General features: G+C 69.9%; 25 protein-coding genes and 1 pseudogene. 16 read left to right on the plus strand and 10 right to left on the minus strand.

Features of this window, described 5'->3' with window-relative positions; translation table 11 throughout:
- Position 1: 1 nt before the first annotated feature.
- Complete coding sequence (locus VB059_RS04510) at positions 2–712, minus strand: DUF4352 domain-containing protein (protein ID WP_323420834.1); 711 nt, start codon at positions 710–712, stop codon at positions 2–4.
- Positions 713–880: 168 nt separating this feature from the next.
- Here VB059_RS04510 and VB059_RS04515 point away from each other — a divergent pair, with 168 nt between their 5' ends.
- The 3 genes from VB059_RS04515 to leuA all read left to right on the plus strand — a co-directional run bounded on the left by VB059_RS04515 (position 881) and on the right by leuA (position 4,207).
- Positions 881–1,522: a hypothetical protein gene (locus VB059_RS04515; protein WP_323420835.1), complete on the plus strand. Its 642-nt coding sequence runs from the start codon at positions 881–883 to the stop codon at positions 1,520–1,522.
- A gap of 36 nt (positions 1,523–1,558) precedes the next feature.
- A complete protein-coding gene (locus tag VB059_RS04520) occupies positions 1,559–2,269 on the plus strand; it encodes a response regulator transcription factor (RefSeq protein ID WP_323420836.1) in 711 nt (236 codons plus the stop codon).
- Positions 2,270–2,521: 252 nt separating this feature from the next.
- A complete protein-coding gene (gene leuA, locus VB059_RS04525) occupies positions 2,522–4,207 on the plus strand; it encodes a 2-isopropylmalate synthase (protein ID WP_416339499.1) in 1,686 nt (561 codons plus the stop codon).
- 181 nt (positions 4,208–4,388) lie between these two features.
- On the opposite strand, the gene VB059_RS04530 is transcribed toward leuA, so the two are convergent.
- Positions 4,389–5,561, minus strand: a complete 1,173-nt coding sequence (locus VB059_RS04530) for a globin domain-containing protein (protein WP_323420837.1) — start codon at positions 5,559–5,561, stop codon at positions 4,389–4,391.
- Positions 5,562–5,673: 112 nt separating this feature from the next.
- Here VB059_RS04530 and VB059_RS04535 point away from each other — a divergent pair, with 112 nt between their 5' ends.
- Positions 5,674–6,189, plus strand: a complete 516-nt coding sequence (locus VB059_RS04535; RefSeq protein WP_323420838.1) for a mycothiol transferase — start codon at positions 5,674–5,676, stop codon at positions 6,187–6,189.
- A 303-nt stretch (positions 6,190–6,492) separates the two neighbouring features.
- Here the strand turns inward: VB059_RS04535 and VB059_RS04540 are convergent.
- Positions 6,493–7,266: pseudogene (locus VB059_RS04540) on the minus strand (isoprenyl transferase); the annotation flags it as partial.
- 59 nt (positions 7,267–7,325) lie between these two features.
- On the opposite strand from VB059_RS04540, the gene recO reads away from it, so the two are divergent.
- Entirely contained in the window at positions 7,326–8,066 is a 741-nt protein-coding gene (gene recO / locus VB059_RS04545; RefSeq protein ID WP_323420839.1) for a DNA repair protein RecO, read from the plus strand.
- Between the two features lie 69 nt (positions 8,067–8,135).
- On the opposite strand, the gene VB059_RS04550 is transcribed toward recO, so the two are convergent.
- On the minus strand, positions 8,136–8,903 hold the full coding sequence (locus VB059_RS04550) for a FadR/GntR family transcriptional regulator (protein ID WP_323420840.1): 768 nt from the start codon (positions 8,901–8,903) through the stop codon (positions 8,136–8,138).
- 153 nt (positions 8,904–9,056) lie between these two features.
- Between VB059_RS04550 and VB059_RS04555 the strand changes: the two genes are divergently transcribed.
- Genes VB059_RS04555 through VB059_RS04570 form a run of 4 tightly spaced genes read left to right on the plus strand, consistent with a single transcriptional unit; the run spans position 9,057 to position 13,691 of the window.
- Positions 9,057–10,736: an L-lactate permease gene (locus tag VB059_RS04555; protein WP_323420841.1), complete on the plus strand. Its 1,680-nt coding sequence runs from the start codon at positions 9,057–9,059 to the stop codon at positions 10,734–10,736.
- A gap of 39 nt (positions 10,737–10,775) precedes the next feature.
- On the plus strand, positions 10,776–11,558 hold the full coding sequence (locus VB059_RS04560; RefSeq protein WP_323420842.1) for a (Fe-S)-binding protein: 783 nt from the start codon (positions 10,776–10,778) through the stop codon (positions 11,556–11,558).
- Positions 11,555–13,060, plus strand: coding sequence for a LutB/LldF family L-lactate oxidation iron-sulfur protein (locus VB059_RS04565; RefSeq protein WP_323420843.1), 1,506 nt, complete (start codon positions 11,555–11,557; stop codon positions 13,058–13,060). The genes VB059_RS04560 and VB059_RS04565 overlap by 4 nt, the downstream gene beginning before the upstream one ends.
- Positions 13,047–13,691 (plus strand): lactate utilization protein C, encoded by a 645-nt coding sequence (locus VB059_RS04570; RefSeq protein WP_323420844.1) that lies wholly within the window; start codon positions 13,047–13,049, stop codon positions 13,689–13,691. Before VB059_RS04565 ends, VB059_RS04570 begins: the two co-directional genes overlap by 14 nt.
- 22 nt (positions 13,692–13,713) lie before the next feature.
- On the opposite strand, the gene VB059_RS04575 is transcribed toward VB059_RS04570, so the two are convergent.
- From VB059_RS04575 to VB059_RS04590, 4 genes are all read right to left on the minus strand, one after another.
- On the minus strand, positions 13,714–14,115 hold the full coding sequence (locus tag VB059_RS04575; RefSeq protein WP_323420845.1) for a transcriptional repressor: 402 nt from the start codon (positions 14,113–14,115) through the stop codon (positions 13,714–13,716).
- 83 nt (positions 14,116–14,198) lie between these two features.
- Entirely contained in the window at positions 14,199–15,191 is a 993-nt protein-coding gene (locus VB059_RS04580; protein WP_323420846.1) for a metal ABC transporter permease, read from the minus strand.
- Positions 15,188–16,000 carry an ABC transporter ATP-binding protein gene (locus VB059_RS04585; RefSeq protein ID WP_323420847.1) on the minus strand — a complete coding sequence of 271 codons (813 nt, stop codon included), beginning with the start codon at positions 15,998–16,000 and terminating at the stop codon, positions 15,188–15,190. Before VB059_RS04585 ends, VB059_RS04580 begins: the two co-directional genes overlap by 4 nt.
- Complete coding sequence (locus VB059_RS04590; RefSeq protein ID WP_323420848.1) at positions 16,000–16,944, minus strand: metal ABC transporter substrate-binding protein; 945 nt, start codon at positions 16,942–16,944, stop codon at positions 16,000–16,002. Before VB059_RS04590 ends, VB059_RS04585 begins: the two co-directional genes overlap by 1 nt.
- A gap of 81 nt (positions 16,945–17,025) precedes the next feature.
- On the opposite strand from VB059_RS04590, the gene VB059_RS04595 reads away from it, so the two are divergent.
- The 3 genes from VB059_RS04595 (at position 17,026) to VB059_RS04605 (ending at position 19,136) form a co-directional block, all read left to right on the plus strand.
- Positions 17,026–17,337, plus strand: coding sequence for an antibiotic biosynthesis monooxygenase (locus VB059_RS04595; RefSeq protein ID WP_323420849.1), 312 nt, complete (start codon positions 17,026–17,028; stop codon positions 17,335–17,337).
- Between the two features lie 83 nt (positions 17,338–17,420).
- On the plus strand, positions 17,421–18,809 hold the full coding sequence (locus VB059_RS04600) for a glycine--tRNA ligase (RefSeq protein WP_323420850.1): 1,389 nt from the start codon (positions 17,421–17,423) through the stop codon (positions 18,807–18,809).
- A 36-nt stretch (positions 18,810–18,845) separates the two neighbouring features.
- Positions 18,846–19,136 (plus strand): DUF6457 domain-containing protein, encoded by a 291-nt coding sequence (locus VB059_RS04605; protein ID WP_323420851.1) that lies wholly within the window; start codon positions 18,846–18,848, stop codon positions 19,134–19,136.
- A gap of 132 nt (positions 19,137–19,268) precedes the next feature.
- Here the strand turns inward: VB059_RS04605 and VB059_RS04610 are convergent, their stop codons facing one another.
- Entirely contained in the window at positions 19,269–19,757 is a 489-nt protein-coding gene (locus tag VB059_RS04610) for an NUDIX domain-containing protein (protein WP_323420852.1), read from the minus strand.
- On the minus strand, positions 19,757–20,413 hold the full coding sequence (locus tag VB059_RS04615) for an HAD family phosphatase (protein WP_323420853.1): 657 nt from the start codon (positions 20,411–20,413) through the stop codon (positions 19,757–19,759). Before VB059_RS04615 ends, VB059_RS04610 begins: the two co-directional genes overlap by 1 nt.
- A gap of 66 nt (positions 20,414–20,479) precedes the next feature.
- On the opposite strand from VB059_RS04615, the gene dusB reads away from it, so the two are divergent.
- The 4 genes from dusB (at position 20,480) to VB059_RS04635 (ending at position 24,431) form a co-directional block, all read left to right on the plus strand.
- Positions 20,480–21,655: a tRNA dihydrouridine synthase DusB gene (gene dusB, locus VB059_RS04620; protein WP_416339500.1), complete on the plus strand. Its 1,176-nt coding sequence runs from the start codon at positions 20,480–20,482 to the stop codon at positions 21,653–21,655.
- A 153-nt stretch (positions 21,656–21,808) separates the two neighbouring features.
- Complete coding sequence (locus VB059_RS04625) at positions 21,809–22,891, plus strand: HD domain-containing protein (RefSeq protein ID WP_323420908.1); 1,083 nt, start codon at positions 21,809–21,811, stop codon at positions 22,889–22,891.
- Between the two features lie 159 nt (positions 22,892–23,050).
- A complete protein-coding gene (locus VB059_RS04630) occupies positions 23,051–23,416 on the plus strand; it encodes a 2Fe-2S iron-sulfur cluster-binding protein (protein ID WP_323420854.1) in 366 nt (121 codons plus the stop codon).
- 97 nt (positions 23,417–23,513) lie between these two features.
- A complete protein-coding gene (locus VB059_RS04635; RefSeq protein WP_323420855.1) occupies positions 23,514–24,431 on the plus strand; it encodes a catechol 2,3-dioxygenase in 918 nt (305 codons plus the stop codon).
- Positions 24,432–24,513 lie beyond the last annotated feature (82 nt).

Raw genomic sequence — 24,513 nt, forward strand, 5'->3', positions numbered from 1 at the left:
GTCAGGACAGTGAGATCTTCTTCTCCGACCCGAAGAGACCGCCGCGTACGCCGAGCTGGGTGGGCTGGACATCCTTGGGGATGTCGAAGACGAGCACGCCCTTGGCGGTGTTGCCCGGATTGACCTGCTGCAGGAACGTCGTGTTCTGCTTGTTCGCGTAGATCTCGGCAGTGGTGTCGGTGCTGTACTGGGCGGCGTTCTTGTCGTAGAGCTTCACCAGGCTGGAGTCGAACGTCGTGGCCGACTTCCCGGTGTTCTTGACGCTCACGGTCACCAGGACGTACTGGCCCTGGGGCTGCTGGTTGACGTACTGGTCACCGACCGTGCTGACACCGGTCTGGACCTTGGTCACGGTGTACTGCAGGTCTCCGGCGTCGACCGCCTCGTTCATGCCGGCGGCCTTCTCGGCCTGGGGAGCGGCCTGGGGGCTGGTGGTGGCCCGGGTCTGGGTGGCGGCCTCGGTCTGCTGGGTCGCAGTGGTGGCCTGTGAGCCCGCCTCGGTGCCCGACCCGGCGGTGCGATTGGCGCCCTTGCTGCCGTTGACACCGATGATGATGACCACGACGGCCACCAGGATCCAGAACCACGGGCGCTTGTACCACGCCTTCCTGGGCTTGATCGGCTGCTGCGGCGGGTAGGGCTGGCCGGGGACCTGCTGGAACCGGGGGCCGGGCTGTTGGGGCCCGGGCTGGGGGTAGGGCGCCTGGGACATCTGCGTCTCCTGTCTGGTGCGGCTGACAGGTTCCATGGAACCGGCAGGGGCACCTGCGCCACATCGGCCGACCGGCTCGCCATGGTCATCATTTCGGGTGGCCGGCGGCCGTCGGGGTCACCCGAACGGCTGATGTACACGCCAGGAATCGAACATATGATCAACCCCATGCTGGAACGACCTGGAGTGAGCGCTGCATCGGTGCTCGCCCGCCGAGTGACCGGGGCGACCGCACGCCGACTGGCCCGGATGATCCGGGGAGAGGTACTCCCGGGCAGCGACCACCGCTCGCTGGAGGACCTCCGCGACCCGGTCGTCGCGCTCCGCGGGCCGGCCTCGGTGCGGTCGTCGGCTGCGGCGGACGGCCCCGAGGTCCTGCCTGCGATCGGACTGCTGGCCCTGCCCGAGCTGGTCGGGTCCGCGCGGGCCTACGGTGTCCGTCTCGAGGCCACGATCCTGGTCCAGGATGCCGACCGGGCGAGTGACCTGCTCGACCGGGCCACCTACCGGATCCTCCAGGAGGCCCTCACCAACACGGTCAAGCACGCACCCGGGCAGCCGGTGCGGGTCGACGTGACCGCCGCACCGGCCGCCGGGGTCCATCTGGTGGTGGACAATCCGCTCGGCCACGGGGGTGCGTCGAGTGGGCCGGCCGGGCCGGGATCGATGCTGTCGGGGCCGGGGAGTGGGCTGATCGGCATGCAGGAGCGAGCCGCCCTGCTGGGCGGGATCCTGACTGCCGGGCCGGATGAGCGAGGGCACTTCATGGTCGAGGCATCCCTACCCTGGCAAGGGGAGACATCCGGCTGACCGGAATTGTCACAGGTGTCTCCTAGGGTCGTTGGCGTGACACAGACAGAAGCAGGGGGCGCCCGGCCGGTCCGGGTGATGCTGGTCGACGATGACGCGATGGCGCGTAACGGAGTCCGGATGATCCTCGGGGCCGATCCGGGCCTCGTGGTGGTCGCCGAGGTGTCGGACGGCCGTGACGTGATCGGTGCCGTGCACGCCCATCACCCGGATGTCGTCCTGATGGACCTCCACATGCCGGGGATGAACGGCATCGTCGTCACCGCGCGCCTGCAGCGCGAGGTCAACCCGCCGCGGGTCATCGCGCTGACCTCGGCAGCCCTCGACAGCCACGTGTTCGAGGCCCTGGAGGCCGGCGCCGCCGGCTTCCTGCTCAAGGACGATCCGCCCGAGCAGATCCGGGCCGGGGTGCGGACGGTGCAGCGGGGCGACTCGGTGCTGTCACCGCGCGCCACCACGTATGTGATCCGGCGGTTCGTCGATTCCGGGCACCGCGAGGAGACAGAGCGGGCCCTCGGGCTCCTCTCCCTGCTCACCGACCGGGAGACCGAGGTCGTCCGGCTCGTCCACGAGGGGCTGAGCAACGACCAGATCGCGCGTCGGCTGGGCTGCAGCGCCGCCACCGTCAAGACGCACCTCAGCCATGCGATGGCCAAGCTCGACGTGCCGAGCCGGGTCCAGGTGGCACTGCTGGTGGAACGGGCGACCCTCGTCGTGGCGCCGATGGCGGTCTCCGGGGTGGGATGACGGTTGACAGCTCGGATCCTTCGGCTAAAGTCACTGACGTGGCACAGGTCCTGATTCTCCTTCCTTGCCGCAGCGAGGCCTACTGAGGTCGGCCTCCTCGCTGCGGAGTCGAAGCGTGCCGTCCCGCCACTCCTGACAGCGAGGAAGAAAATGACCACCAACACCGTTCCCCAGGCCAGCACCACCCCCGTGACCTTCACCGGTCCGTTCGGCACGATGCCGCAGTCCCGCCCGGTCCAGCAGCCGAGCGGCATGCCGATCCAGCGCTACCACGCCTTCGAGCCCGTGGCGCTGCCCGACCGCACCTGGCCGGACAAGAAGATCACCAAGGCGCCGCGTTGGCTGTCCACCGACCTGCGTGACGGCAACCAGGCGCTGATCGACCCGATGACCCCCAGCCGCAAGCAGAAGCTGTTCGACCTGCTGGTGCGGATGGGCTACAAGGAGATCGAGATCGGCTTCCCGTCTGCTTCGCAGACCGACTTCGACTTCGTCCACCAGCTGATCGCGAACGACGCGATCCCCGACGACGTCACCATCACCGTGCTGACCCAGGCCCGTGAGGACCTGATCGAGCGCACCGCCCAGGCCCTGCAGGGTGCGGCGCGGGCCAACATCCACATGTACAACGCGCTGGCACCGATGTTCCGCCGGGTCGTGTTCCGGATGGATGAGGACGAGGCGAAGGACCTGGCCTGCCGCGGCACCGACCTGGTGATGAAGTACGCCGAGCAGTACCTGGGCGACGTACGGTTCGGTTACGAGTACAGCCCGGAGATCTTCACCCAGACGCCGACCGACTACGCGATCGAGGTCTGCAACGCAGTGATGGACCGCTGGCAGCCGGACGCCGACCGGGAGATCATCCTGAACCTGCCGGCCACGGTCGAGATGTCGACGCCCAATGTGTATGCCGACCAGATCGAGTACTTCTGCCGCAACATCAACAACCGCGAGTCCGTCACCGTCTCGCTGCACGCCCACAACGACCGCGGCACCGCCGTGGCCGCGACCGAACTGGCCCTGATGGCCGGCGCCGACCGGGTCGAGGGCTGCCTGTTCGGGCACGGTGAGCGCACCGGTAACGTCGACCTGGTCACCGTGGCGATGAACCTGTTCAGCCAGGGCATCGACCCGATGATCGACTTCTCCGACATGGACGAGATCCGCCGCACCGTCGAGTACTGCACCGGCCTGCCGGTCCACGCGCGCCACCCGTACGCGGGCGACCTGGTCTACACCGCCTTCTCCGGCTCCCACCAGGACGCCATCAAGAAGGGTCTGGAGGACCTGGAGCAGAAGGCGAAGGTCGCCGGCACCACGGTGACCGCGAACCCCTGGGAGGCGCCGTACCTGCCGATCGATCCGCACGACGTGGGCCGTACGTACGAGGCGGTCATCCGGGTCAACTCGCAGTCCGGCAAGGGCGGCATGGCGTACCTGATGAAGGCCGACCACAAGCTGGACCTGCCGCGCCGGCTGCAGATCGAGTTCTCCCGGGTCGTCCAGCAGGCCACCGACACCTCCGGTGCGGAGATCAGCTCCCAGGAGCTGTGGGACATCTTCGACCACGAGTACATCGAGACCCCCGGCCCGCTGCAGGTGCTGGGCGTGCGCACCCAGAACAACGGGGTCGACACCATCGACGCCAAGGTCACGATGAACGGCCAGGAGCTGGAGATCCACGGCGAGGGCAACGGCCCGGTGTCGGCGTACGTCGACGCGTTGTCCAGCTTCGGCACCCGCTCGGTCCGCGTCCTGGACTACTCCGAGCATGCGATGGCCGCCGGCGGCGACGCCAAGGCCGCCGCGTACGTCGAGTGCGAGATCGGCGACGGTGACGACGCCCGGATCATGTGGGGCGTCGGCATCCACGAGAACATCATCACCGCCTCCCTGCAGGCGGTCACCCACGCGGTCAACCGGGCCATCCGCTGACGGCACCGCACCCCCGGACCCCGGGCCGTCGCCACACCTGACCCCGCCCGGAACACGAAGCCCTGCCTCCCACGAGGAGAAGCAGGGCTTCGTGGCGTTCCGGACCCGGCCGAGCCGGCCGGTCCGGACGAGATGCCCCGGTCCGAGCCGGACGGTCAGGGCCGGAACGGTCCGGCCGTGATCAGGACTCGGTGCCCTGGACCAGCCACAGGTCAGGACCGAAGATCTCGTAGAAGACCTTCTCCGCCGGATGCCCGGAGGCGATGACCTGCGAGCGGACGGCCTTCAGGAACGGGAGCGGGCCACACATCACCACGTTGGCGTCGGCCGGGATCCCCACACCGGAGACGTCCATGAGGCCCTGGTGGTCACCATCGGTGCCCTCCTCGAACCAGGTCTCGATCCGGGCGTTCGGCAGCTGCGCGACGAGCTTCTTCATCTCCTCGGCGAGCGGCCAGCTGGCCGAGGAGCGGTCGGCGTGCAGGACGACGACCTCTCGCTCGGACCCGCGCTGGACCAGTGCCTCGAGCAGCGAGAGCACCGGGGTGACGCCGATGCCGGCGGAGGCGAGCACCAGCGGCACCTGGGTGTCGCGCAGGACGAGGTCGCCGTACGGGTTGGACAGCTGGTAGACGTCGCCGATCGAGAGCTTCTCGTGGATCAGCGGGGTCACCTCGCCCGCCGGGTCGAGCTTGACGGCGATCCGCCGAGTGCCGGCGGGGGAGGGGATCAGGGTGAACTGTCGCGGCTGGCGGATCCCGTCGGGGGTCGGGACCAGGATGGAGACGTACTGGCCCGGGCGGGCGTCGGACACCGCGGTGTCGTCGGCCGGCTCGAAGCTGATCACCGCGACGTCCCCGCCGGAGATCTCCTTGCCGGTGACCCGCCACGGCGCGAACGGCTTGTCGTTGGGCTGCGAGGCGTAGAGGTTCTTCTCCATGTTGATCAGCGCGTGGGCCATCAGCCAGTAGACCTCGGTCCAGGCCTCGACCACCTCGGGGGTGGCGGCGTCACCGAGGTCGGCGGCAATGGCGCCGAAGAGGTGCTCGTAGACGGTCGGGTACTCGTCCTCCTGCAGCCCCAGCGAAGCGTGCTTGTGTGCGATCCGCGACAGCACCGTCTCCGGGTAGGAGTCCGGGTGCTGCAGCAGCCAGGTCGCGAAAGCGACGATCGAGCCGGCCAGCGCCTTGGGCTGCTCACCGGTGATCTGGTTGGAGCGGCTGAACATGCCGTCCAGCAGGTCGGGACGCGCCCCGAACATCCGGCGGTAGAACTCCGGGGTGATGAAGGGAATGCGCTCGGCGACGACCGGTGCGGTGGCCGCGATGATCGGGCGGGAGGTGTCCGACAGCATGGGGGTGATCTCCTTCGTTAGGGATGCGGGAACCCTAATCGATTGATACGGGTGGCCCGTTCAAATTGCGTATGATCCGGATCACCCACCCGCGCGCGTTAGTCTCACGTCCATGGATGTCAATGACCTGCTGACAGATGCAATCGAACGCAGCCGGGAGGTCTGTCACGCGGTATTGCGCGGGTTGACCGCCGACCAGGCGAACCGACGCCCGGGTGGCGACCACAACTCGATCACCTGGCTGGTGTGGCACATCGCGCGTGAACAGGATGTCCAGATCGCACCACTGGGCGGCACACCGCAGGTCTGGACCGGACAGGGTTGGTACGAGCGGTTCGGTCTCGACCTGCCGGCCCGGTCGATGGGCTACGGCCACGACACCGAGGCCGTCGGCAAGGTCATCGTCGACGACACCTCACTGCTGACCGGCTACCTGGACGCCACGGTCGAGGCCACCAAGGCCTATCTGGCGTCGGTGACACCCGCAACGCTCGACGAGATCGTCGACGAGCGGTGGGACCCGCCGGTGACCCGCGGCGTCCGGCTGGTCAGCGTCGTCGACGACGCCGCCCAGCACGCCGGCCAGGCCGCGTACGTCCGCGGCCTGCTCTTCGGTCAGGTGCACTGACCGGAGGCCGGTCGGCGGGGTCCCGGCCTGGGAGAGGGATCCTCGGGCGGGCATTCCTGTCGGGCGGGCATTCCTGTCGGGCGAGAGTCCCGGTCGGATGGACACCTCGGCCGGGGCCGGATCCCGACCTGGTGGGATCCTCGGTCAGGCGAGGGCCCCGTCGTCCGGCTCTGCCTCCTCCTCGTCGGGGATGACGTCCGTACGGACCCCCGGGGCCACCGGCTCGGCCAGTTCGTACGGGGTCTTCGTGACGTGCAGGGCGTTGGGTCGGTGCACGTCGGCCGCTTCGGTGTGGCCCTCGAGGTTCGGCACCGCACCACCCATCCGGCGGTCCCGGCCGGCGTACGACTCGATCGCGGCCCACAGGTCGCGCCGGTCGAAGTCGGGCCACAGCGTGTCGAGGAAGACCATCTCCGCGTACGCGGACTGCCAGACCAGGAAGTTCGACGTGCGCTGCTCGCCCGAGGAGCGGATGAACAGGTCGACGTCGGGGATGTCCGGCTCGTCCAGGAACCGGTGGAACGACGACTCGGTGATGTCCTCGGGACGCAGCCTGCCGTCCCGGGCCAGCCGGGCGATCTGACGGGCGGCGTCGACGATCTCGGCCCGCCCGCCGTAGTTCATGCAGAACTGCAGTGTCAGGGTGTCGTTGTCGCGGGTCCGTTCCTCGGCGGTCTCCAGCTCCCGGATCACCGACCGCCACAGCCGCGGCCGGCGACCGGCCCAGCGGATCCGTACGCCCATCGCGCCGAGCTCGTCGCGACGCCGGCCGATGACGTTGCGGTTGAACCCCATCAGCCAGCGGACCTCATCGGGGGAGCGCTTCCAGTTCTCGGTCGAGAAGGCGTACGCGGAGACGTACTTCACACCGATCTCGATCGCACCGGCGAGCACGTCCATCAGCACCGCCTCGCCCCGGGCGTGCCCCTCGATCCGCTTCAGGCCGCGCTCCTTGGCCCAACGCCCGTTGCCGTCCATCACGATCGCCACGTGTCGGGGCACCTTGCCGGCCGGGATCTGCGGCGGACGGGCCCCGGAGGGGTGCGGCGGGGGCGGGACCGGCGTGCTGGGCGACATGGGACCAGCCTAATGGGGCGCACCCCGGCCCGGCCGCGGGAGACGCCTAGACTGAGCGCGTGCCGACCTACCGCGACCAAGCCGTGGTGCTGCGGACGCACAAGCTCGGCGAGGCCGACCGCATCATCACGCTGCTGACCCGCGCCCACGGCAAGGTCCGTGCGGTGGCCCGCGGCGTGCGGCGCACCGGGTCCAGGTTCGGCGCTCGGCTCGAGCCGTTCAGCCACGTCGACCTGCAGCTCGCGACCGGGCGCAACCTGCACTACGTCGACCAGGTCGAGACGATCCAGGCGTACGGTGCCCGGCTGGCCTGCGACTACCCGGCCTGGACGGCGGGTGAGGCGATGGTGGAGACCGCCGACAAACTGGTCGGCGAGGAACACCAGCCGGCCCTCCAGCAGTACCGGCTGCTCGTCGGTGCCCTGGCGGTGCTGGTGCGCGGCACCAGCGACGGCCCCCGGCCCGCCGCGATGGTGCTCGACTCCTACCTGCTGCGCTCGATGGCCGTCGCCGGCTATGCCCCGACCTTCACCGACTGCGCCTCCTGCGGAGCCCCCGGGCCGCACACCGCCTTCTCACCGGCGGCGGGCGGAGTGGTGTGCCGCTTCTGCCGGCCGCCGGCCAGCGCGCACCCCCAGGTGGCGACGCTCGACCTGCTCAGTGCCCTGTTGGTGGGGGACTGGGCGGCCACCAGTGCCGTGGAGGCAACCGTCCAGCGGGAGGCGAGTGGCCTCACCGCGGCGTTCGTCAACTGGCACATGGAGCGCGGACTGCGGTCCCTCTCCCTGGTCGAGCGGTAGTCCGGGGACCGATGCGGTAGCCGGGGGGAACGATGTGGTAGCCCGGGAACGATGCGGTCGGGGACCGCTTCAGCGACCGACCGGGTCGGCCGGACCAGGAACCACCGACTGTGCCGCCCGGGCCGCAGCGGCCCGTGCGGTGGCCTCGTCGATCGGCAGGATCGCGTACGCGGCCCGGATGTGGGCCTCCATCTCCGCGGCGGCCTGCTCGGGGTCGCGAGCGGCGAGCGCTGCGTAGACCGCCTCGTGGGCGGTCATCGCACTGTGCCGGAAGCTGGGCCAGTCGTCCATGCGCTTCTCGGCCGTCACGATCGGGCGGCGGAGCGACTCGCGGATGGCGATCGTCATGTCGGTGGCGAGGGTGTTGTGGCCGGTGTTCGCGATCGCCACGTGGTACTTGGTGTCCAGGTCGTTGAAGACGTCGGGGTCCTCGGTGGTCGCCATCTGATCGAGGATCCCCCGCAACTCGGTGAGGTCCTCGTCGGTGATGTCATGGCAGGCAGCCATGATCGTGGTCCGTTCCAGGGCGATCCGGACCTCGGTGACGTCCTCCACCGGGAAGTCCGCGAGGGCCACCTGGAGCCGCAGCACCTTCTTGAGTGCCTCGGTGCGAAGGGCAGCGACCCGGGTCCCGCCACGGGGGCCGACCGAGGCGGTGAGCACGCCCTGGGCGACCAGTGCGTGGATCGCCTCCCGCACCGCGGCGCGGCTGACGCCGAGCTGGAGTGCGAGGTCCCGCTCGGGGGGCAGTTGCTGGCCGATCACCAGCGATCCGTCGAGGATCGCCTCCTCGACGTGGGAGAGGACGACTTCGTAGGCGCGGCTGCCTGCGGTCATGTCACTGCCTTCCGATAGGGTCACCGGATCAGTCTAATCGGACACTCTTGACCATTGGTCTGACCAATGATTACTCTATCGCTGTTGGTCAGACCATTGCTGACTTCCGGATGATCGTAGAAGACAGCCGATCGTAGAAGACAGAGGACAAAGGTGTTCCCGATGACTACCTTCCAGCCGACGCTCGACCCATTGGGCAGCGTCACGGCCTCCGCACTGGTGGCGCTGGTCCCCATTCTGGTGATGCTCATCACGCTCGGTGTGCTGAAGTGGAAGGCGTACCTGGCCGGTCTCGCCTCCTTGCTCGCCGCGTTGCTGGTGGCCGTCCTCGCCTTCCGGATGCCGGTCGGCATGGCCGGTCTGTCGGCCCTGCAGGGCGCTGCCTTCGGCATCTTCCCGATCACCTGGATCCTGCTCGCGGCCATCTGGATGTACGACATCACCGTGGTCAGCGGCCGGTTCGAGGACCTGCGCTCGACGTTCTCGCTGATCACCGACGATCCGCGCGTGCTCGGCATCCTGGTGGCGTTCTGCTTCGGCGGCCTGCTGGAGGCCCTCGCCGGCTTCGGCGCCCCGGTCGCGATCACCTCGGTGATGCTGGTGGCGATCGGATACTCCCCGCTGCGCTCGGCCCTCACCGTGCTGCTCGCCAACACCGCCCCGGTCGCGTTCGGCGCCATCGCCACCCCGATCATCATGGCCGGCAACGTGTCCGGACTGGACTACAACCGGATCGGTGCCTTCGTCGGCCGCCAGACCGCCATCCTCGCCTTCATCGTGCCGTTCCTGATGCTGCTGCTGATCGACGGCCGCAAGGGCCTGAAAGAGGTCTGGCCGGCCGCGCTGGTCATCGGCGGGGTGTTCTCCGTGGCCAAGTGGGTCACCTCGACGTACGTGTCGGTCGAGCTCACCGACGTCATCGCGTCCCTGCTGGGCATCGCCGCCGGCGTGGTGCTGATGCGGTTCTGGAAGCCCACCGGCTCCGCCGAGGCCCGGGACCGGATCTCCCGGCTGATGCACGGTGAGCCCGAGTCGAGCCTGGACCGCGACGCCCACACCCCGGCCGACCCGAAGAGCCTGACCGCCGGCCGGATCACCATGGCGCTGCTGCCGTACATCCTCGTCGTCGCGCTGTTCTCGATCGTCAACCTGATCCCGGCGATCCAGCACGGGCTGGCCGCCACCGACATCAAGTTCGGCTGGCCCGGACTGTCCGGCAACATCATGGACGCCGCCGGCCACAAGGTCACCCGCACCACCTTCAAGCTCGCCCTGCTGTCCTCGCCCGGCACCCTGCTGGCCGTCATCGCGATCATCACCTCGGTGATCTACCGGGTGCACCCCCGGGCGATGGTCGGCTCGCTGGGCCGCAACGCCCACAAGCTCCGGTTCACCGCCCTCACCATCGCCTCGGTCGTCGCCCTGGCGTACGTGATGGACTTCTCCGGCCAGACCGTCACGATCGGCACCTGGATCGCCGGCACCGGTGCCCTGTTCGCCTTCCTCTCGCCGATCCTCGGCTGGATCGGCACCTACGTCACCGGCTCCGACACCACCGCGAACGCGCTGTTCAGCGGACTCCAGGCCACCGTCGGCAAGCAGATCGGCCTCGACCCGTACCTCACCGTCTCGGCGAACGCCTCCGGCGGTGTCCTCGGCAAGATGATCAGCCCGCAGAACCTCGCGATCGCCGCCACCTCGGTCGGCCTGATCGGCCAGGAGTCCCTCATCCTGCGCCGGATCGTCGGCTGGAGCTTCGGCCTGCTGGCCTTCCTCTGCGTCCTGGTCGGCCTGATGTCGACGCCGGTCCTCGGCTGGCTGCTCCCCGCCTGATTTCCTCCCCAACCCCCATCCCCTGCTGAAGGAGAGACAATGACGTCCCCATCCTCCGTTGGCCTTCCCGGTTCCGGGAAGACGGTGGCGTTGTTCGCCACCTGCGCCAACGACGTGATGTTTCCCGACACGCCCAAGGCGGTGGTGAGTCTCCTCGAGCGACTCGGCTGCACGGTCGTGTTCCCCGAGGAACAGACCTGCTGCGGCCAGGTGTTCACCAACACCGGCTACTACCCTGAGGCCCTGCCGAGCGTGAAGACGTACGTCAAGGCGTTCTCGGACTACGAGTACATCGTCGGACCGTCCGGGTCCTGCGTCGGCGCCGTACGTCACCAGCACGCGATGCTCGCGGAGGAGGCCGGGGACCACCGGCTGGCCGGCCAGGCCGCCGATGTCGCCTCGCGGACCTTCGACATCTCCGAGTTCCTGGTCAACGTCCTCGGCGTGACCGATGTGGGTGCCTACTTCCCGCACCGGGTGACCTACCACCCGACCTGTCACTCGGTCCGGGTCGCCAAGGTCGGTGACGCCCCGCTGCAACTGTTGCGGGCCGTCCGGGGTCTGCAGCTGATCGAGCTGGAGTTCGCCGAGCAGTGCTGCGGCTTCGGCGGCACCTTCTCGCTGAAGAACCCCGACGTGTCCCGGGCGATGGTCAACGACAAGGCCCGCCACGTGATGGACACCGGCGCCGAGTATCTCGTCACCGGCGACAACCTGTGCGCCCTCAACATCTCCGGCGTCATCCACCGCAACCGCGGCGGCGTGAAGCCGATCCACCTGGCCGAGATCCTCGCCCACACCGAAGGAGGCGACGGCAAGTGACCGCCACCGAGCAGCCGCGCCGCGACAAGGACGGACGGCTCACCCCCGCACCGCCGGAATGGACCACCCGCCCGGCACTGCCGTTCCCCGAGGCCGCCGTGAAGGGCCTGGAGAACCAGGTCCAGCGGGCCAACCTGCGCCATGCCACCGGCACCATCCGGGCCAAGCGGGCCCGGGTCGTCGCCGAAGTGGAGAACTGGCAGGACCTGCGCTCCGCCGGCGAGGCGATCAAGAACCGCACCCTGCGCCACCTCGACCAGCACCTGGAGACCCTCGAGGCATCCCTGACGAAGGCCGGCGCCACCGTGCACTGGGCCCGGGACGCCGCCGACGCCAACCGCATCATCGTCGACCTGGTCAGGGCGACGGGGGAGCGCGAGGTGACCAAGGTGAAGTCCATGGTCACCCAGGAGATCGGCATGAACGAGGCGCTCGAGGAGGCCGGGATCGCCGCCTGGGAGACCGACCTCGCCGAGCTGATCGTCCAGCTCGGCCACGACTTCCCGAGCCACATCCTCGTCCCCGCCATCCACCGCAACCGCGGCGAGATCCGCGAGATCTTCCGCGAGGAGATGGGCGTGTACGGCACGCCGGCTCCCGAGGGGCTGTCCGAGCAGCCGGTGGAACTGGCCGGCGCGGCCCGTACGCACCTGCGCAACAAGTTCCTCCGCACCAAGGTCGCCATCTCCGGGGCCAACTTCGCCGTCGCCGAGACCGGCACCCTGGTGGTCGTCGAGTCCGAGGGCAACGGCCGGATGAACCTCACCCTCCCCGAGACGCTGATCTCGGTGGTGGGCATCGAGAAGGTGCTGCCGACCGTGGCGGACCTCGAGGTCTTCCTGTGCCTGTTGCCGCGCTCCTCGACCGGGGAGCGGATGAACCCGTACACCTCGATGTGGTCCGGGCCGACGCCCGGCGACGGGCCCCAGAACGTGCACGTCATCCTGCTCGACAACGGCCGCACCAATGCGCTGGCCGACCCCAAGGGCCGCGAGGCGCTGCGCTGCATCCGTTGCTCGGCCTGCCTCAACATCTGCCCGGTGTACGAGCGGGTCGGCGGCCACGCGTACGGTTCGGTCTACCCCGGCCCGATCGGGGCGATCCTCAACCCGCAGCTGCGCGGGGTGGACAACCCGATCGACAAGTCGCTGCCGTTCGCCTCGTCGCTGTGCGGTGCCTGCACAGAGGTGTGCCCGGTGAAGATCCCGATCGCCGACCTGCTCGTCCACGAGCGGCACCGGGTGGTGGAGGAGAAGAAGCGCCACCAGCTCAACCAGTTCGAGCCGGCCATGATGAAGGCCGCCAGCTGGGTGATGGCCGACCACAAGCACCTCGAGGCGGCCGGTGCCGCCAGCTCGCTGGCCGGCAAGCTGCTCCCGATCAGGACGATCGGCCCGCTGCCCGGGCCGCTGTCGCGGTGGACCCAGAACCGCGACGTCCCGATGGTCCCTGCCCAGACGTTCCGCCAGTGGTGGAAGGAGAATCATGATGAGCGCGCGTGAGGACGTCCTGGCCCGGGTGCGGGCCTCGCTGACCGACGTGACCGAGCCGGACTGGCCGGTCGCCTGGGCGTACGGAGCGCCGACCCCGATGACCGACGTGGTCGACCGCTTCGAAGAGACCGTCACTGACTACAAGGCGACGGTGGTGCGCTGTTCCGCCGCCCAGGTGCCCGGCCAGGTCGTCCGCGGCCTGACCGGGACGGGGGCCCGTACGGTCGTGCTGCCGGCCGGCGCCGACGAACAGCTGCGCCGGGCCCTCGAGATGGCCGCGGACCTGTCCGTCCGCGTCGACGACGGGTCGCTGACCGCTGCGGACCTCGATGCCACCGATGCCGTGGTCACCGCCAGCTCGGTCGGCATCGCCGAGACGGGCACCATCGTGCTCGACCACGGCCCGGGCCAGGGGCGTCGCGCGCTCTCCTTGGTGCCCGACCGGCACATCTGCCTGGTCCGGGCCGCTGACGTGGTGTCCGACGTGCCCGAGGCGGTCACCCGGCTGGCCGACTCGGTACGCGCCGGCAGCCCGCTGACCTGGATCAGTGGGCCGTCGGCCACCTCCGACATCGAGCTGAGCCGGGTCGAGGGCGTGCACGGCCCGCGGCACCTGTGGGTGATCCTGATCGACGAGTGAGTGCGTCGCACCGGGAGGTGACTCAGGGGCGGGCGGCCCAGCACTGCGCACAGACGCCGTAGATCTCCAGATCGTGGCGGACGTCGTGGAAGCCGTGCTGGGCCCCCACCCGCTGGGTCCAGGAGTGCACGTCGGGGTCCTCGATCTCGACCGTGCGCCCGCACCGGGTGCAGACCAGATGGTGGTGGTGGTGCTCGGTGACGCAGCGACGGTAGGCGAGTTCCCCGTCAGCGGTGCGCAGGGCGTCGATCTCCCCGGCGTCGGCCATCGCCTGCAGCGCCCGGTAGACCGTCGTCAGCCCGACCTGGTCGCCCCGCTCGCGCAGCAGGTCGTGCACCTGCTGCGCGGTCCGGAACTCCTCGGCCTCGTCCATCGCCCGGCGCACCGCCTCACGCTGCCGGGTCGTCCGCTGGCCCACGGTCATCCCGCCACCTCCTGTCCCGTTGTTCGTGGCGCTCGCTGTCGTGGCGCTCGATGTCCGTCGTGCGCTCAGTGTTCGTCGTGCGCTCAGTGTTCGTCGTAGTGGTCGCCGTGCATCGCGTGGCGGTGGCCGTCGTGCACGTAGTCGACATGGTCGCCGTGACGCACCGCGGGGTGGTGGCAGTCGGGTCCGCCGTGGACGTGGGCGTGGCCCTCCGCGTGGTCGTGCGGCGCCGGGACGATCTCGTCGACGACCGGGACGGCGCGGTCGGCGTGGCGCCGCCGGGTCAGCGCGCCGCCGATCGGCAGCGAGACGATGAAGACCGCGATCGCGATCAGCACGATCAGTGCCCCGGGCGGGGCGTTCCAGTAGAACGAGCCGACGATGCCGCCGGTCGCGGAGAGCACCCCGATGGCCATCCCCAGCACCATCGTCAGCCAGAAGCCGGTGACCAGGTTGCGGCTCGCCGCGATCGGCACCACCATCAGGGCGCTGACCAGCAGCAGGCCGACGGTCCGCATCGACAGCGAGATCGCCACCGCCGCAAGGATGACGGTGAGGTAGTTGTAGAACCGGATCGGCAGGCCCAGGGTGCGGGCGTACTCCTCGTCGGTCGCCACCGCGAACAGCCGGTCGGCCAGCCCGACCGACACCACCAGGGCGACGACGGTGAGCACCACGATCATCAGCAGGTCGCCGTCGCTGATCGTGGTGATCGACCCGAAGAGGTACTGGTTCAGGCCGCCGGCGCCGGCCAGGCCGGACATGAAGACACCGCCGGCCAGACCGCCGTAGAACAGGATCGCCAGCCCGACGTCGCCCGAGGCGCGCTGGTGCTGGCGCAGGTACTCGATCAGCACGGCACCGAGAATCGCCACGGTGATCGCCACCGGCAGCGGAGAGGTGCCGGTGAGCAACGCCAGGCCGACCCCGGCGAGGGCCACGTGACCCAGGCCGTCGCCCAGCAGGCTGAGCCGCTTCTGGACGATGTAGATGCCGATCGTCGGCGCGATCAGGCCGGTGAGCAGCGCCCCGATCAGGGCGCGCACCATGAACGGGTAGCTGAGGATCGTCGTCATGCGTCCTCCTGTTCGGGCTCGGGGAAGGACGGGTACGCCGGCACCCAGTCGTTGTGGGAGGAGACGTGCTCCGGCGGCAGGTGGTGCTCGTGCGGGAGGTCGGGGTCGAAGCCCACTCCGTCGAACACCAGTCGGCCGTCCTGCAGCAGCAGACTGCGCCGGACCAGGTCGGCGAACGGACCGTGCTCGTGCAGCACGACCAGGACGGTGAGTCGGCGGTCGGCGGTGAGCGTACGCAGCAGGTCGGCCAGCGACTGCTGGGTGGCCACGTCGACCCCGGCCAACGGCTCGTCCATCACCAGCAGCTCCGGGTCGGTGGCCAGCGCCCGGGCGATCAGCGCCCGGCGCCGTTGCCCACCGGAGAGGTGCGCCAGCTGGGTGCCGGCCTTCGCCGTCAGTCCCACCTCGCGGATGGCCCGGTCGACCGCTTCCCGGTCGGCCCGGCGCGGCGGCATGAACGGACGTCGCAGCGGCAGCCGCCCGGCGGCGACGATCTCGCGTACGGTCGCGGTGAGCAGCCCCGGATCGACGTGCTGGGGGACGTAGCCGATCCGGCGCCAGTCGTGGAACTCGTGCTGCGGCACGCCGAACAGCTCGATCCGGCCGCGCTGGTGCGGGACCAGCCGCAGGACGGCCCGCAGCAGGGTGGTCTTGCCCGATCCGTTGGCGCCCAGCAGGGCGACGAACTCACCCGGGCCGATGTCGGCCGAGACGCCACGGACGATGGGCAGTCCGCCCAGGGTGACCGAGACGTCGCGCAGGCTGACCACTGCTGCATCGGTGCCGGGCGGCGTCGGGCTCCCGGGCATCACCGGCATCCGTTGGCGGTCCGGAGGGACTGCAGGTTCGCGCGCATCACCCCAAGGTAGTCGGCGCCGCGCGAGGTGTCCGTCGGCCTGGCCTCGAGCGGGTCGAGGACGTCGGTCCGCAGGCCGACATCCTGGGCGATGGACCGGGAGACCGCGGGGGAGACGGCGGTCTCGTAGAAGATCGTGGTGATCCCCTCGCGCTTGGCCAGGTCCTGCACCTCGGCGATCCGGGCAGCGGTCGGCTCGACCGTCGCGTCCAGGCCGCGGATGGAGATCTGCTGCAGGTTGTAGCGCTGGGCCAGGTAGCCGAACGCCTCGTGGGAGGTGACGAACCCGCGGCGCTCGCAGGTGGCCAGGCCGGCGGAGTAGTCGCCGTCCAGGGCCTTGAGCTCAGCGGTGACCGTGTCGGTGTTCGCCCGGTAGCTGTCGGTGCCCGCGGGGTCGAGGGCGACCAGCTCGTCGCGGACCGCCGTCGCCATGGTGACCATGTTGGTGGGATCGAGCCACACGTGCGGGTCGGCCGCGTGGTCGTGGGCGGAGGTGGGAGTCTCGAGGTCGTGGCCGGCGGCCGTCTCGGTGGTGTCGAGGTTCTGCACCAGGGTGCGGGTGTCCAGGGCCCGGCCCCGGGTGCCCTGACCGACCGCGTTGTCGACGGCGGCCTGGAAGGCGGACTCGTAGATGATCAGGTCGCCCCGGGTCGTCACATCGGCGACCTGCTGGGGGGTCAGCTCGAGGTCGTGCGCCTCGCCGCCGGGTGGCAGCAGGCCCTCCACCGTGACGCGATCGCCACCGATCTGGCGGGCCAGCCACTCGTACGGATAGATCGCGGCGACGACCCGCTTCGGCCCGGACGACGGGGCGGACGAGGGGGAACCAGCACAGGCGCCCAGCAGAGCGACGGCGGCCAGGGCGGAGACACCGGCGAGGACACGTGAACCGTTCATGAAAATCATTCTCAACAAGATGGGAATGAATGTCAATATCGGGTGGTCGAGGCAGCAGGTGGCCGGGGTAGTCTGCTTCCCGTGCTGGTGATCCATCGCTTCCGGGTCCCCGCGGATCGTACGGCGGAGTTCGCCGCGGCCGCCGACGTGGCCGTCGACCACTTCCGGGCCCGCCCCGGGGTGGCCGGCGTCGACCTGGTCCGCAACCTCGACGACCCCCTGCTCTGGGCCCTGGTGACCCGGTGGGACGACCCGCTCAGCTACCGGCGGGCGATCGGCGGCGCGGTCGCCACGTATGCGCTGATGCCGGTGATGGCGTACGCCCTGGACGAGCCGAGTGCCTACCTGCCGGCCGACGAGCTGGGGGACAACGTCCCCCGGGGCACCGTCTGACGCTGTGGCGGGGGTGGTCGGCTAGGCTGGCCGCCGGTGGCATCAGCCGGATGCCCCCGGACAGACAGACGGAGTGAAAACACGTGGCCCCGAGCAAGCTCGACAATGTCATTTCCCTCGCCAAGCGGCGCGGCTTCGTTTTCCCCAGCGGCGAGATCTACGGTGGCACGAGGTCGGCCTGGGACTACGGACCCTACGGCGTCGAGCTGAAGGAGAACATCAAGCGCCAGTGGTGGAAGTGGATGGTCACCGGGCGCGAGGACATCGTCGGCCTGGACTCTTCGATCATCCTGCCCCGTGAGGTCTGGGTGGCCTCCGGTCACGTGGGGGTGTTCACCGACCCGCTCACCGAGTGCCTCTCCTGCCACAAGCGGCTGCGGGCCGACCACCTGCAGGAGGACTACGCCGCCAAGCATGACGTCGCCGATCCCGACCAGGTGGCACTGTCCGAGGTCAACTGCCCCAACTGCGGGGTCAAGGGCCAGTGGACCGAGCCGCGGGACTTCAACATGATGCTGAAGACCTATCTCGGCCCGGTCGAGGATGAGTCCGGCCTGCACTACCTGCGCCCCGAGACCGCCCAGGGCATCTTCGTCACCTTCAAGAACGTGATGACCGCGGCGCGCAAGAAGCCGCCGTTCGGTATCGGCCAGGTGGGCAAGTCCGTCCGCAACGAGATCACCCCCGGCAACTTCATCTTCCGCACCCGCGAGTTCGAGCAGATGGAGATGGAGTTCTTCGTCGAGCCGGGGACCGACGAGGAGTGGCACCAGTACTGGATCGACAACCGCCACCAGTGGTACGTCGAGCTCGGCATCGACCCGGCCAACCTGCGGTTCTACGAGCACCCCAAGGAGAAGCTCTCCCACTACTCGAAGCGCACCGTCGACATCGAGTACCGGTTCGGTTTCCAGGGCTCCGACTGGGGCGAGCTGGAGGGCGTGGCCAACCGCACCGACTTCGACCTGGGCACCCACTCCGAGCACTCCGGCACCGTCCTGGAGTACTTCGACCAGGCCAAGGGTGAGCACTACACGCCGTACGTCATCGAGCCGGCGGCCGGCCTGACCCGCTCGCTGATGGCCTTCCTCACCGACGCGTACGTCGAGGACGAGGCGCCCAATGCCAAGGGTGGCGTCGACAAGCGTACGGTGCTGAAGCTCGACCCGCGCCTCGCGCCGGTGAAGGCCGCGGTGCTGCCGCTGTCGCGCAACGAGGACCTCACCCCGAAGGCCAAGGAGCTGGCGGCGCAGCTGCGCAAGCACTGGAACGTGGACTTCGACGACGCACAGGCGATCGGCAAGCGCTACCGTCGTCAGGACGAGATCGGCACCCCGTACTGCGTGACCGTCGACTTCGACACCCTCCAGGACCAGGCCGTCACCGTGCGCGAGCGTGACACAATGACCCAGGAGCGGGTCGCGATCGCCCAGGTCGAGTCGTACCTGGCCGGCAAGCTCATCGGCTGCTGAGCCCTGCGGGCCGGCACTGCGCGAGGGAGGACTGGGATGGCCAAGTCGTCGGATCCCGATGCCGAGGCGGAGAAGATGCGCCGGATGGGTGAATGGCTGGACACGGTGGTCGCTGAGCTGGGCATCGCCCCGGAGGTGCTCGACCGGATCCGTACGCCGATGCTCGACATGATCGCGGAGGTGGCGCACGGGCCCAGCCGTCCCGGAGCGCCGCTGACCGCGATGCTCGTCGGCCTGGTCTCCGATCCCACCGACACCGAGGCGATCCTCGCCCGGGTCGCCCGGGTCCGTGCCCTGGCCGCCGACTGGTCCAGCGCCGAGGCCTGACCTCTTCCCCCGGGCAGAGGACTGGTCTCTTCTCCGGGCCGGTCGGGCCGCGTACGGCTCAGGTCGTGTCGTTCAGGCGGTGCGGTGCGGGCGGTGCGGTTCGGACCATGTGTCGGCGTCAGGCCGTGCCGGTCAGGCGACGTACGGTCCGAGCCGGGTCTCGGGTCGGTCCTCCAGGACCACCCGGACCCGGCTCGTGTGCACCGGGTCCATCGGTGGCAGCCGGTCGATCGGGAAGAACCGTGCCTCGGTGGTCTCCTCCAGGTCCGGGCGTGGTTCACCGGACAGCCAGCGGCACCGGAAGATGTGGTCGATGTACTGGGTCTGGTCGCCGTTCTCGTAGGTGACCACATCGGTCACGGTGACCCAGGCCAGCCGCTCGACCTCGGCCACCACCCCCGCTTCCTCGTGCACCTCCCGGACCGCCGCGGCGTACGGTTCCTCGCCGGGATCGATGATGCCGGCGACGGGCGTCCACATGCTGTTGTCGGCCCGCCGGACCAGCAGGGTCTCGGGGCCCCGCGACCCGTCGCGGAGCACGACGGCCGTGCAGCCGGACAGCCACAGCAGTTCGTGGCCGAGCTTCGCCCGCTGGCGCAGGATGAACTCCGGGGTGGCCATCAGCGCAGCCCCTCCACCAGGTCGAGGGTGACATCGTCGAGGTGGGGGACCACGGCGTCGGCCAGCTCCAGGGCGCCCGGCGCGGGCGGGAAGTCGGGCCGGGGCACCGCGATCACCGCCATCCCCGCGGCTGCGGCGGCGCGCAGGCCGTTGCTGGAGTCCTCGATCGCCACGCACTGCGCGGGATCGGCACCGAGCAGCTCGCAGGCACGCAGGTAGCCGTCCGGGGCCGGCTTGCCCCGGCCCACCTCCTCGGTCGAGACGGTGACCCGGAACTCCGCAGCGATCCCCAGGATGGTCAGGCTGACGTCGATCAGCCGCCGGGGCGAGGAGGACGCGAGCCCCAGCGGCCACCGTGCGGCGAGTCGCCGGACCGCGTCGACGGCGCCCGGCAGAGCCGGCAGGTCCACCGCGTAGCGCTGTGCCAGCGCGTCGATCGTGCGGCGGGCGGCCTCCTCGGCGGTGCCGCTCAGGCCCACCGTGCCGACCAGGTAGCCACTCCACTCCTGGGTGCTCATCCCCATCATCGCCCGGGTGGCCCCGGCCGGCCAGGGCAGGCCCTCTTCAGCCGCCAGGCCGCGGCGCACCTCGTCCCAGACGCTCTCGGTGTCGGTGAGGACACCGTCCATGTCGAAGACGACTGCGCGGGGGGTCATGGTGCCATCCTGTCACGTCGCGACTGTCGGGGGCGTGGGCACTCCGCGTACAATCGCCCGGTGCTCCTGACCGCTCCGCCCGCCCCGCTCGGCGTGCCCGCCCCGCTGGCCCTTTCGGCTCCGTCCCGGCCGGACGCGGTGGTCGTCGACACCCCGGTCGTGCTCGCACCGATGGCCGGGGTGACCAATGCCGCCTTCCGGGAGCTGTGCGCCGAGCAGGGCGCCGGCCTGTACGTCTGCGAGATGATCACCTCCCGCGGCCTGGTCGAGCGCGACCGCAAGTCGCTGGAGATGCTGGCGTTCTCGCCCGCCGAGAAGGTCCGGTCGGTGCAGCTCTACGGCGTCGACCCGGCGGTGATGGGAGCCGCGACGGAGATCCTCTGTGCCGAGTTCGGGGTGGACCATGTCGACCTCAACTTCGGCTGCCCGGTGCCCAAGGTCACCCGGAAGGGCGGCGGCGGGGTGCTGCCCTGGAAGCGTGATCTGCTCGGCGAGATCCTCCGGTCGACCGTGCGGGCCGCCGACCGCCACGGTGTCCCGGTGACGATGAAGACCCGGGTCGGCATCGACGACGACCACCGGTACTTCCTGGACGCCGGTCGGATCGCCGAGGACGCCGGGATCGCCGCGATCTGCCTGCACGGGCGTACGGTCGCCCAGGCCTACTCCTCCGACGCCGACCGGGACGCGATGGCCGAGCTCGTCGGGCACGTCTCGATCCCGGTGCTCGGCAACGGGGACATCTGGGAGGCTGCCGACGCCCTGGAGATGGTCCGGCAGACCGGGGTCGCCGGGGTCGAGATCGGCCGCGGCTGCCTCGGCCGGCCCTGGCTGTTCCGTGATCTCGCCGACGCGTTCGCCGGCCGGGCGACCCGCACCCTGCCGACCCTCGGCGAGGTCGCGGCGATGTTCCGTCGCCACGGTGAACTGCTCGCCGGGTTGATGGGGGAGCGGCGCGGCCTGACCGACCTGCGCAAGCATGTCGCCTGGTACTTCAAGGGCTTCCCGGTCGGGGGTGATGTCCGACGCGGTCTGGCGATGGTCTCCTCGTTCGCCGAGCTCGACGATCTGCTGGGTCGGCTCGACCCGACAGTGGCCTTCCCGGACACCGCCGTCGGGGTGGCCCGGGGCCGGCAGGGGTCGCCACGGGACCGCGTCGCCATGCCGGAGGGCTGGCTGGCCGACACCTGCGGGCTCGGCGAGGACCTGTCCGCCGCGGAGCTCGGCGTCTCCGGCGGCTGAGTCCTTCGCTCGGGGCCGATGTCAGGGGCTGCTGGCAGGATGGAGGGCATGGACGTCCATGACGTGTCCGCAGATCCGGCCCTGTCGACCGACCCGGTCGTGTCTGACAGTACGACCGACCCGCTGCCGCGTGCCCGGCAGTGGGCCCGCACCATGGGTGGACACCGCCACGGGGACCGGATCGTCCGCGCGCACGCTGATTCGTCGGCGCCGATCGGCCCCGGTGAGGTGATCGGCCGACAGGCCCGGGAGGCTCTTGAGCGAGCGACCCTGCGGCCGGGGGCGGCGTTCTCGTACGGTGCCGGCGACCGACCCCGCGAGGAGGAGCCCGACCCGGAGCGGACCTGCTTCGAGCGTGACCGCGATCGCATCGTGCACGCCACCGCCTTCCGCCGCCTGGCCGGCAAGACCCAGGTCGTGGTCCACCCCACCGACCACCAGCGGACCCGGCTGACCCACGCCCTCGAGGTGATGCAGGTCGCGTCGTCGATCGCCCGCGGCGTCGGAGCCAACGTGGCGCTGACCGAGGCCATCGCGCTCGGCCACGACTGCGGACACGGCCCCGGCGGCCACGCCTCGGAGGACGCCTTCGATCCGTACCTGCCGGAAGGGTATGACCATGGCCCGTGGGGCGCCGACGTCGCGCTCGTCGACCTCAACCTGTGTGCCCAGACCACCGACGGCATCCGCAACCACTCCTGGTCCCGGCCGGCACCGGCCACCATCGAGGGGGAGATCGTCTCCTGGGCCGACCGGATCGCCTATTGTGCCCACGACCTGGAGGACGCCACCCGGGCCGGCATCGTCACCCTGGACGAGCTCCCGGAGGCGGTGGCCGAGGGGTGCGGCCGGGACCGGCGGACCCAGATCCGCACCTTCGTCCGGGCCGTCGTCCGGACCGTCGGGGCGTACGGGGAGGTCGGCATGGGGCCCGACGAAGCGGCCGCGCTGGCCGGGCTGCGGTCCTTCAACTACGAACGGATCTACACCCGACCGGAGTCGGTGGCCCAGTCCCGGGCGGTCGTCGACCTGCTCCGGGCGCTGGTCGAGCACTACTCGCACCGGCCGGAGCGGCTGCCCGGAGCCCCGGACGCCCCGGCGGACTCGCCGGAGACGGTCCGTGCCGCGATCACCTGGATCGGCGGGATGACCGACCGCTACGCCTTCGACATCGCCACTCGGGAGTTGCACTGGGACCCGGCAAGACTGCCGAAAGCGATCCGGGAATTCGCCTAGGTCCGGCGCAGCGGCGCAGCGGGTAACGTTCCAGCTGGGCGAACCCCGTTCCGCATCGAGGAACGAATGTGGTGGGGGCCACACGTCTGCAGGAAAGTTCTGGGTATCGCACGACGAGCCGCCCGCGGACGGCCCGAGGCACTGACGCGAAGGAGCGCCATGACGAAGGTGACTGTGCACCCGACCGGGGAAGTGGTCGAGGTGCGTGACGGTGAGACCATCATGGGCGCCTTCTACCGCACCGGATATGCGATGCGCATCGGCTGCAAGCGCGGGGGCTGCGGCTTCTGCAAGATCGACGTCCACGACGGATCGTTCACCTACGAGCGTCCGGTCTCCGACGAGGTCGTCACCCCCGAGGAGGCCGCCCACGGTGTCTGCCTGCCCTGCCGGGCGGTGCCGACGCAGGACATGGTCGTCGAGTTCCGGGAGAACTCGCTGCGCCTGGTCAACCCCCTGATGCGCTACATGCTGTCCGCCAAGGAAGTCCCGACGAAAACGCCGCGGATCAGTACCCCGGTGTGACGTACCTCTCGTCAGCCACCGGATCCCGTCCATCCACCTAGCATCCGATTCAGTACCGCCACGACAACAACCGCCACGACAACAAAGGAGTTCCCTCATGGCGATCATGCGAATGGGCTACACCCACGTCCGGGTCACCGACCTGGCCGAGGCCCGTCAGCACTACACCCAGACGATGGGTCTGGACGAGGTTGCCGCCACCGACAACAAGGTGTACCTCAAGGGCTGGGACGAGTGGGACCACCACTCCGTCGTGCTCGAGGAGGGTGGCGTCGGCCTGGTGAAGTTCGGCTTCAAGGCCCAGTACGAGGACGATCTGGCCGACATCGAGAACAAGGCCCACGCGTTCGGTGCGACCACTGAGCGCATCTCCAAGGGCGAGGAGCTCGAGGTCGGGGAGATCCTCCGGATCCACACCCCCTCCGGCCACCTGTTCGACGTCTACCACGAGATGACCTCCGGTCAGGCCGCCGTCGGCAACGTCAACCCGGAGGCCTTCCCGCGTGACCTGCGCGGCGTCGGTGCCCCTGCCCTCGACCATGCGCTGATCACCGCGGAGGACTGCGGGCTGATGGAGCGCTTCCTGCACGACTGCTTCGGCTACTGGACCGCGGAGAAGGTCGCCACCTCGCTCGATCCGGCCGACCAGCACACCATCGCCGTCTGGATGACCGCCACCACCCAGATCCACCAGCTCGCCGTCCTCGAGGGCCCGCAGTCCAAGCTGCACCACTTCGCCTTCCGTTTGGAGGAGGGCTGGGAGGTCACCCGCGCCGCCGACCTGTTCTCGATGGACGACGTGCCGATCGACGTCGGCCCGACCCGCCACGGCATCACCCGCGGCAAGACGGTCTACTTCTTCGACCCGGCAGGCAACCGCAACGAGGTCTTCGCCGGCGGCTACCTGTCGTTCCCGGACCGCCCGATGGTGACCTGGACCCCGGATGTGCTCGGCAAGGCGATCTTCTACCACGCCCGCGAGCTCAACGAGCGCTTCACCACCGTCCTCACCTAGTCCGATCAACCGTCGCGGTCCGGGGATCCTCCACCCGGGTCCCCGGACCGCCGGCGAAACCGCCCACCCAGCCCCGTACGCC

The sequence above is a fragment of the Raineyella sp. genome, from assembly GCF_034933565.1.
Lineage (GTDB): Bacteria > Actinomycetota > Actinomycetes > Propionibacteriales > Propionibacteriaceae > Raineyella.

Bases quoted from the DNA above. Each gene is read 5' to 3' on its own strand.
- VB059_RS04610 (WP_323420852.1), bottom strand. From the start codon at position 19,757: ATGGCCACCCCGGAGTTCATCCTGCGCCAGCGGGCGAAGCTCGGCCAC.
- VB059_RS04580 (WP_323420846.1), bottom strand. From the start codon at position 15,191: ATGACGACGATCCTCAGCTACCCGTTCATGGTGCGCGCCCTGATCGGG.
- VB059_RS04635 (WP_323420855.1), top strand. From the start codon at position 23,514: ATGGCGATCATGCGAATGGGCTACACCCACGTCCGGGTCACCGACCTG.
- VB059_RS04585 (WP_323420847.1), bottom strand. From the start codon at position 16,000: ATGCCCGGGAGCCCGACGCCGCCCGGCACCGATGCAGCAGTGGTCAGC.
- VB059_RS04535 (WP_323420838.1), top strand. From the start codon at position 5,674: ATGGATGTCAATGACCTGCTGACAGATGCAATCGAACGCAGCCGGGAG.
- VB059_RS04530 (WP_323420837.1), bottom strand. From the start codon at position 5,561: ATGCTGTCGGACACCTCCCGCCCGATCATCGCGGCCACCGCACCGGTC.
- VB059_RS04605 (WP_323420851.1), top strand. From the start codon at position 18,846: ATGGCCAAGTCGTCGGATCCCGATGCCGAGGCGGAGAAGATGCGCCGG.
- VB059_RS04550 (WP_323420840.1), bottom strand. From the start codon at position 8,903: ATGACCGCAGGCAGCCGCGCCTACGAAGTCGTCCTCTCCCACGTCGAG.
- VB059_RS04615 (WP_323420853.1), bottom strand. From the start codon at position 20,413: ATGACCCCCCGCGCAGTCGTCTTCGACATGGACGGTGTCCTCACCGAC.
- VB059_RS04510 (WP_323420834.1), bottom strand. From the start codon at position 712: ATGTCCCAGGCGCCCTACCCCCAGCCCGGGCCCCAACAGCCCGGCCCC.
- VB059_RS04560 (WP_323420842.1), top strand. From the start codon at position 10,776: ATGACGTCCCCATCCTCCGTTGGCCTTCCCGGTTCCGGGAAGACGGTG.
- VB059_RS04630 (WP_323420854.1), top strand. From the start codon at position 23,051: ATGACGAAGGTGACTGTGCACCCGACCGGGGAAGTGGTCGAGGTGCGT.
- leuA (WP_416339499.1), top strand. From the start codon at position 2,522: ATGCCGATCCAGCGCTACCACGCCTTCGAGCCCGTGGCGCTGCCCGAC.
- VB059_RS04625 (WP_323420908.1), top strand. From the start codon at position 21,809: ATGGGTGGACACCGCCACGGGGACCGGATCGTCCGCGCGCACGCTGAT.
- VB059_RS04515 (WP_323420835.1), top strand. From the start codon at position 881: ATGCTGGAACGACCTGGAGTGAGCGCTGCATCGGTGCTCGCCCGCCGA.
- VB059_RS04570 (WP_323420844.1), top strand. From the start codon at position 13,047: ATGAGCGCGCGTGAGGACGTCCTGGCCCGGGTGCGGGCCTCGCTGACC.
- VB059_RS04590 (WP_323420848.1), bottom strand. From the start codon at position 16,944: ATGAACGGTTCACGTGTCCTCGCCGGTGTCTCCGCCCTGGCCGCCGTC.
- VB059_RS04575 (WP_323420845.1), bottom strand. From the start codon at position 14,115: ATGACCGTGGGCCAGCGGACGACCCGGCAGCGTGAGGCGGTGCGCCGG.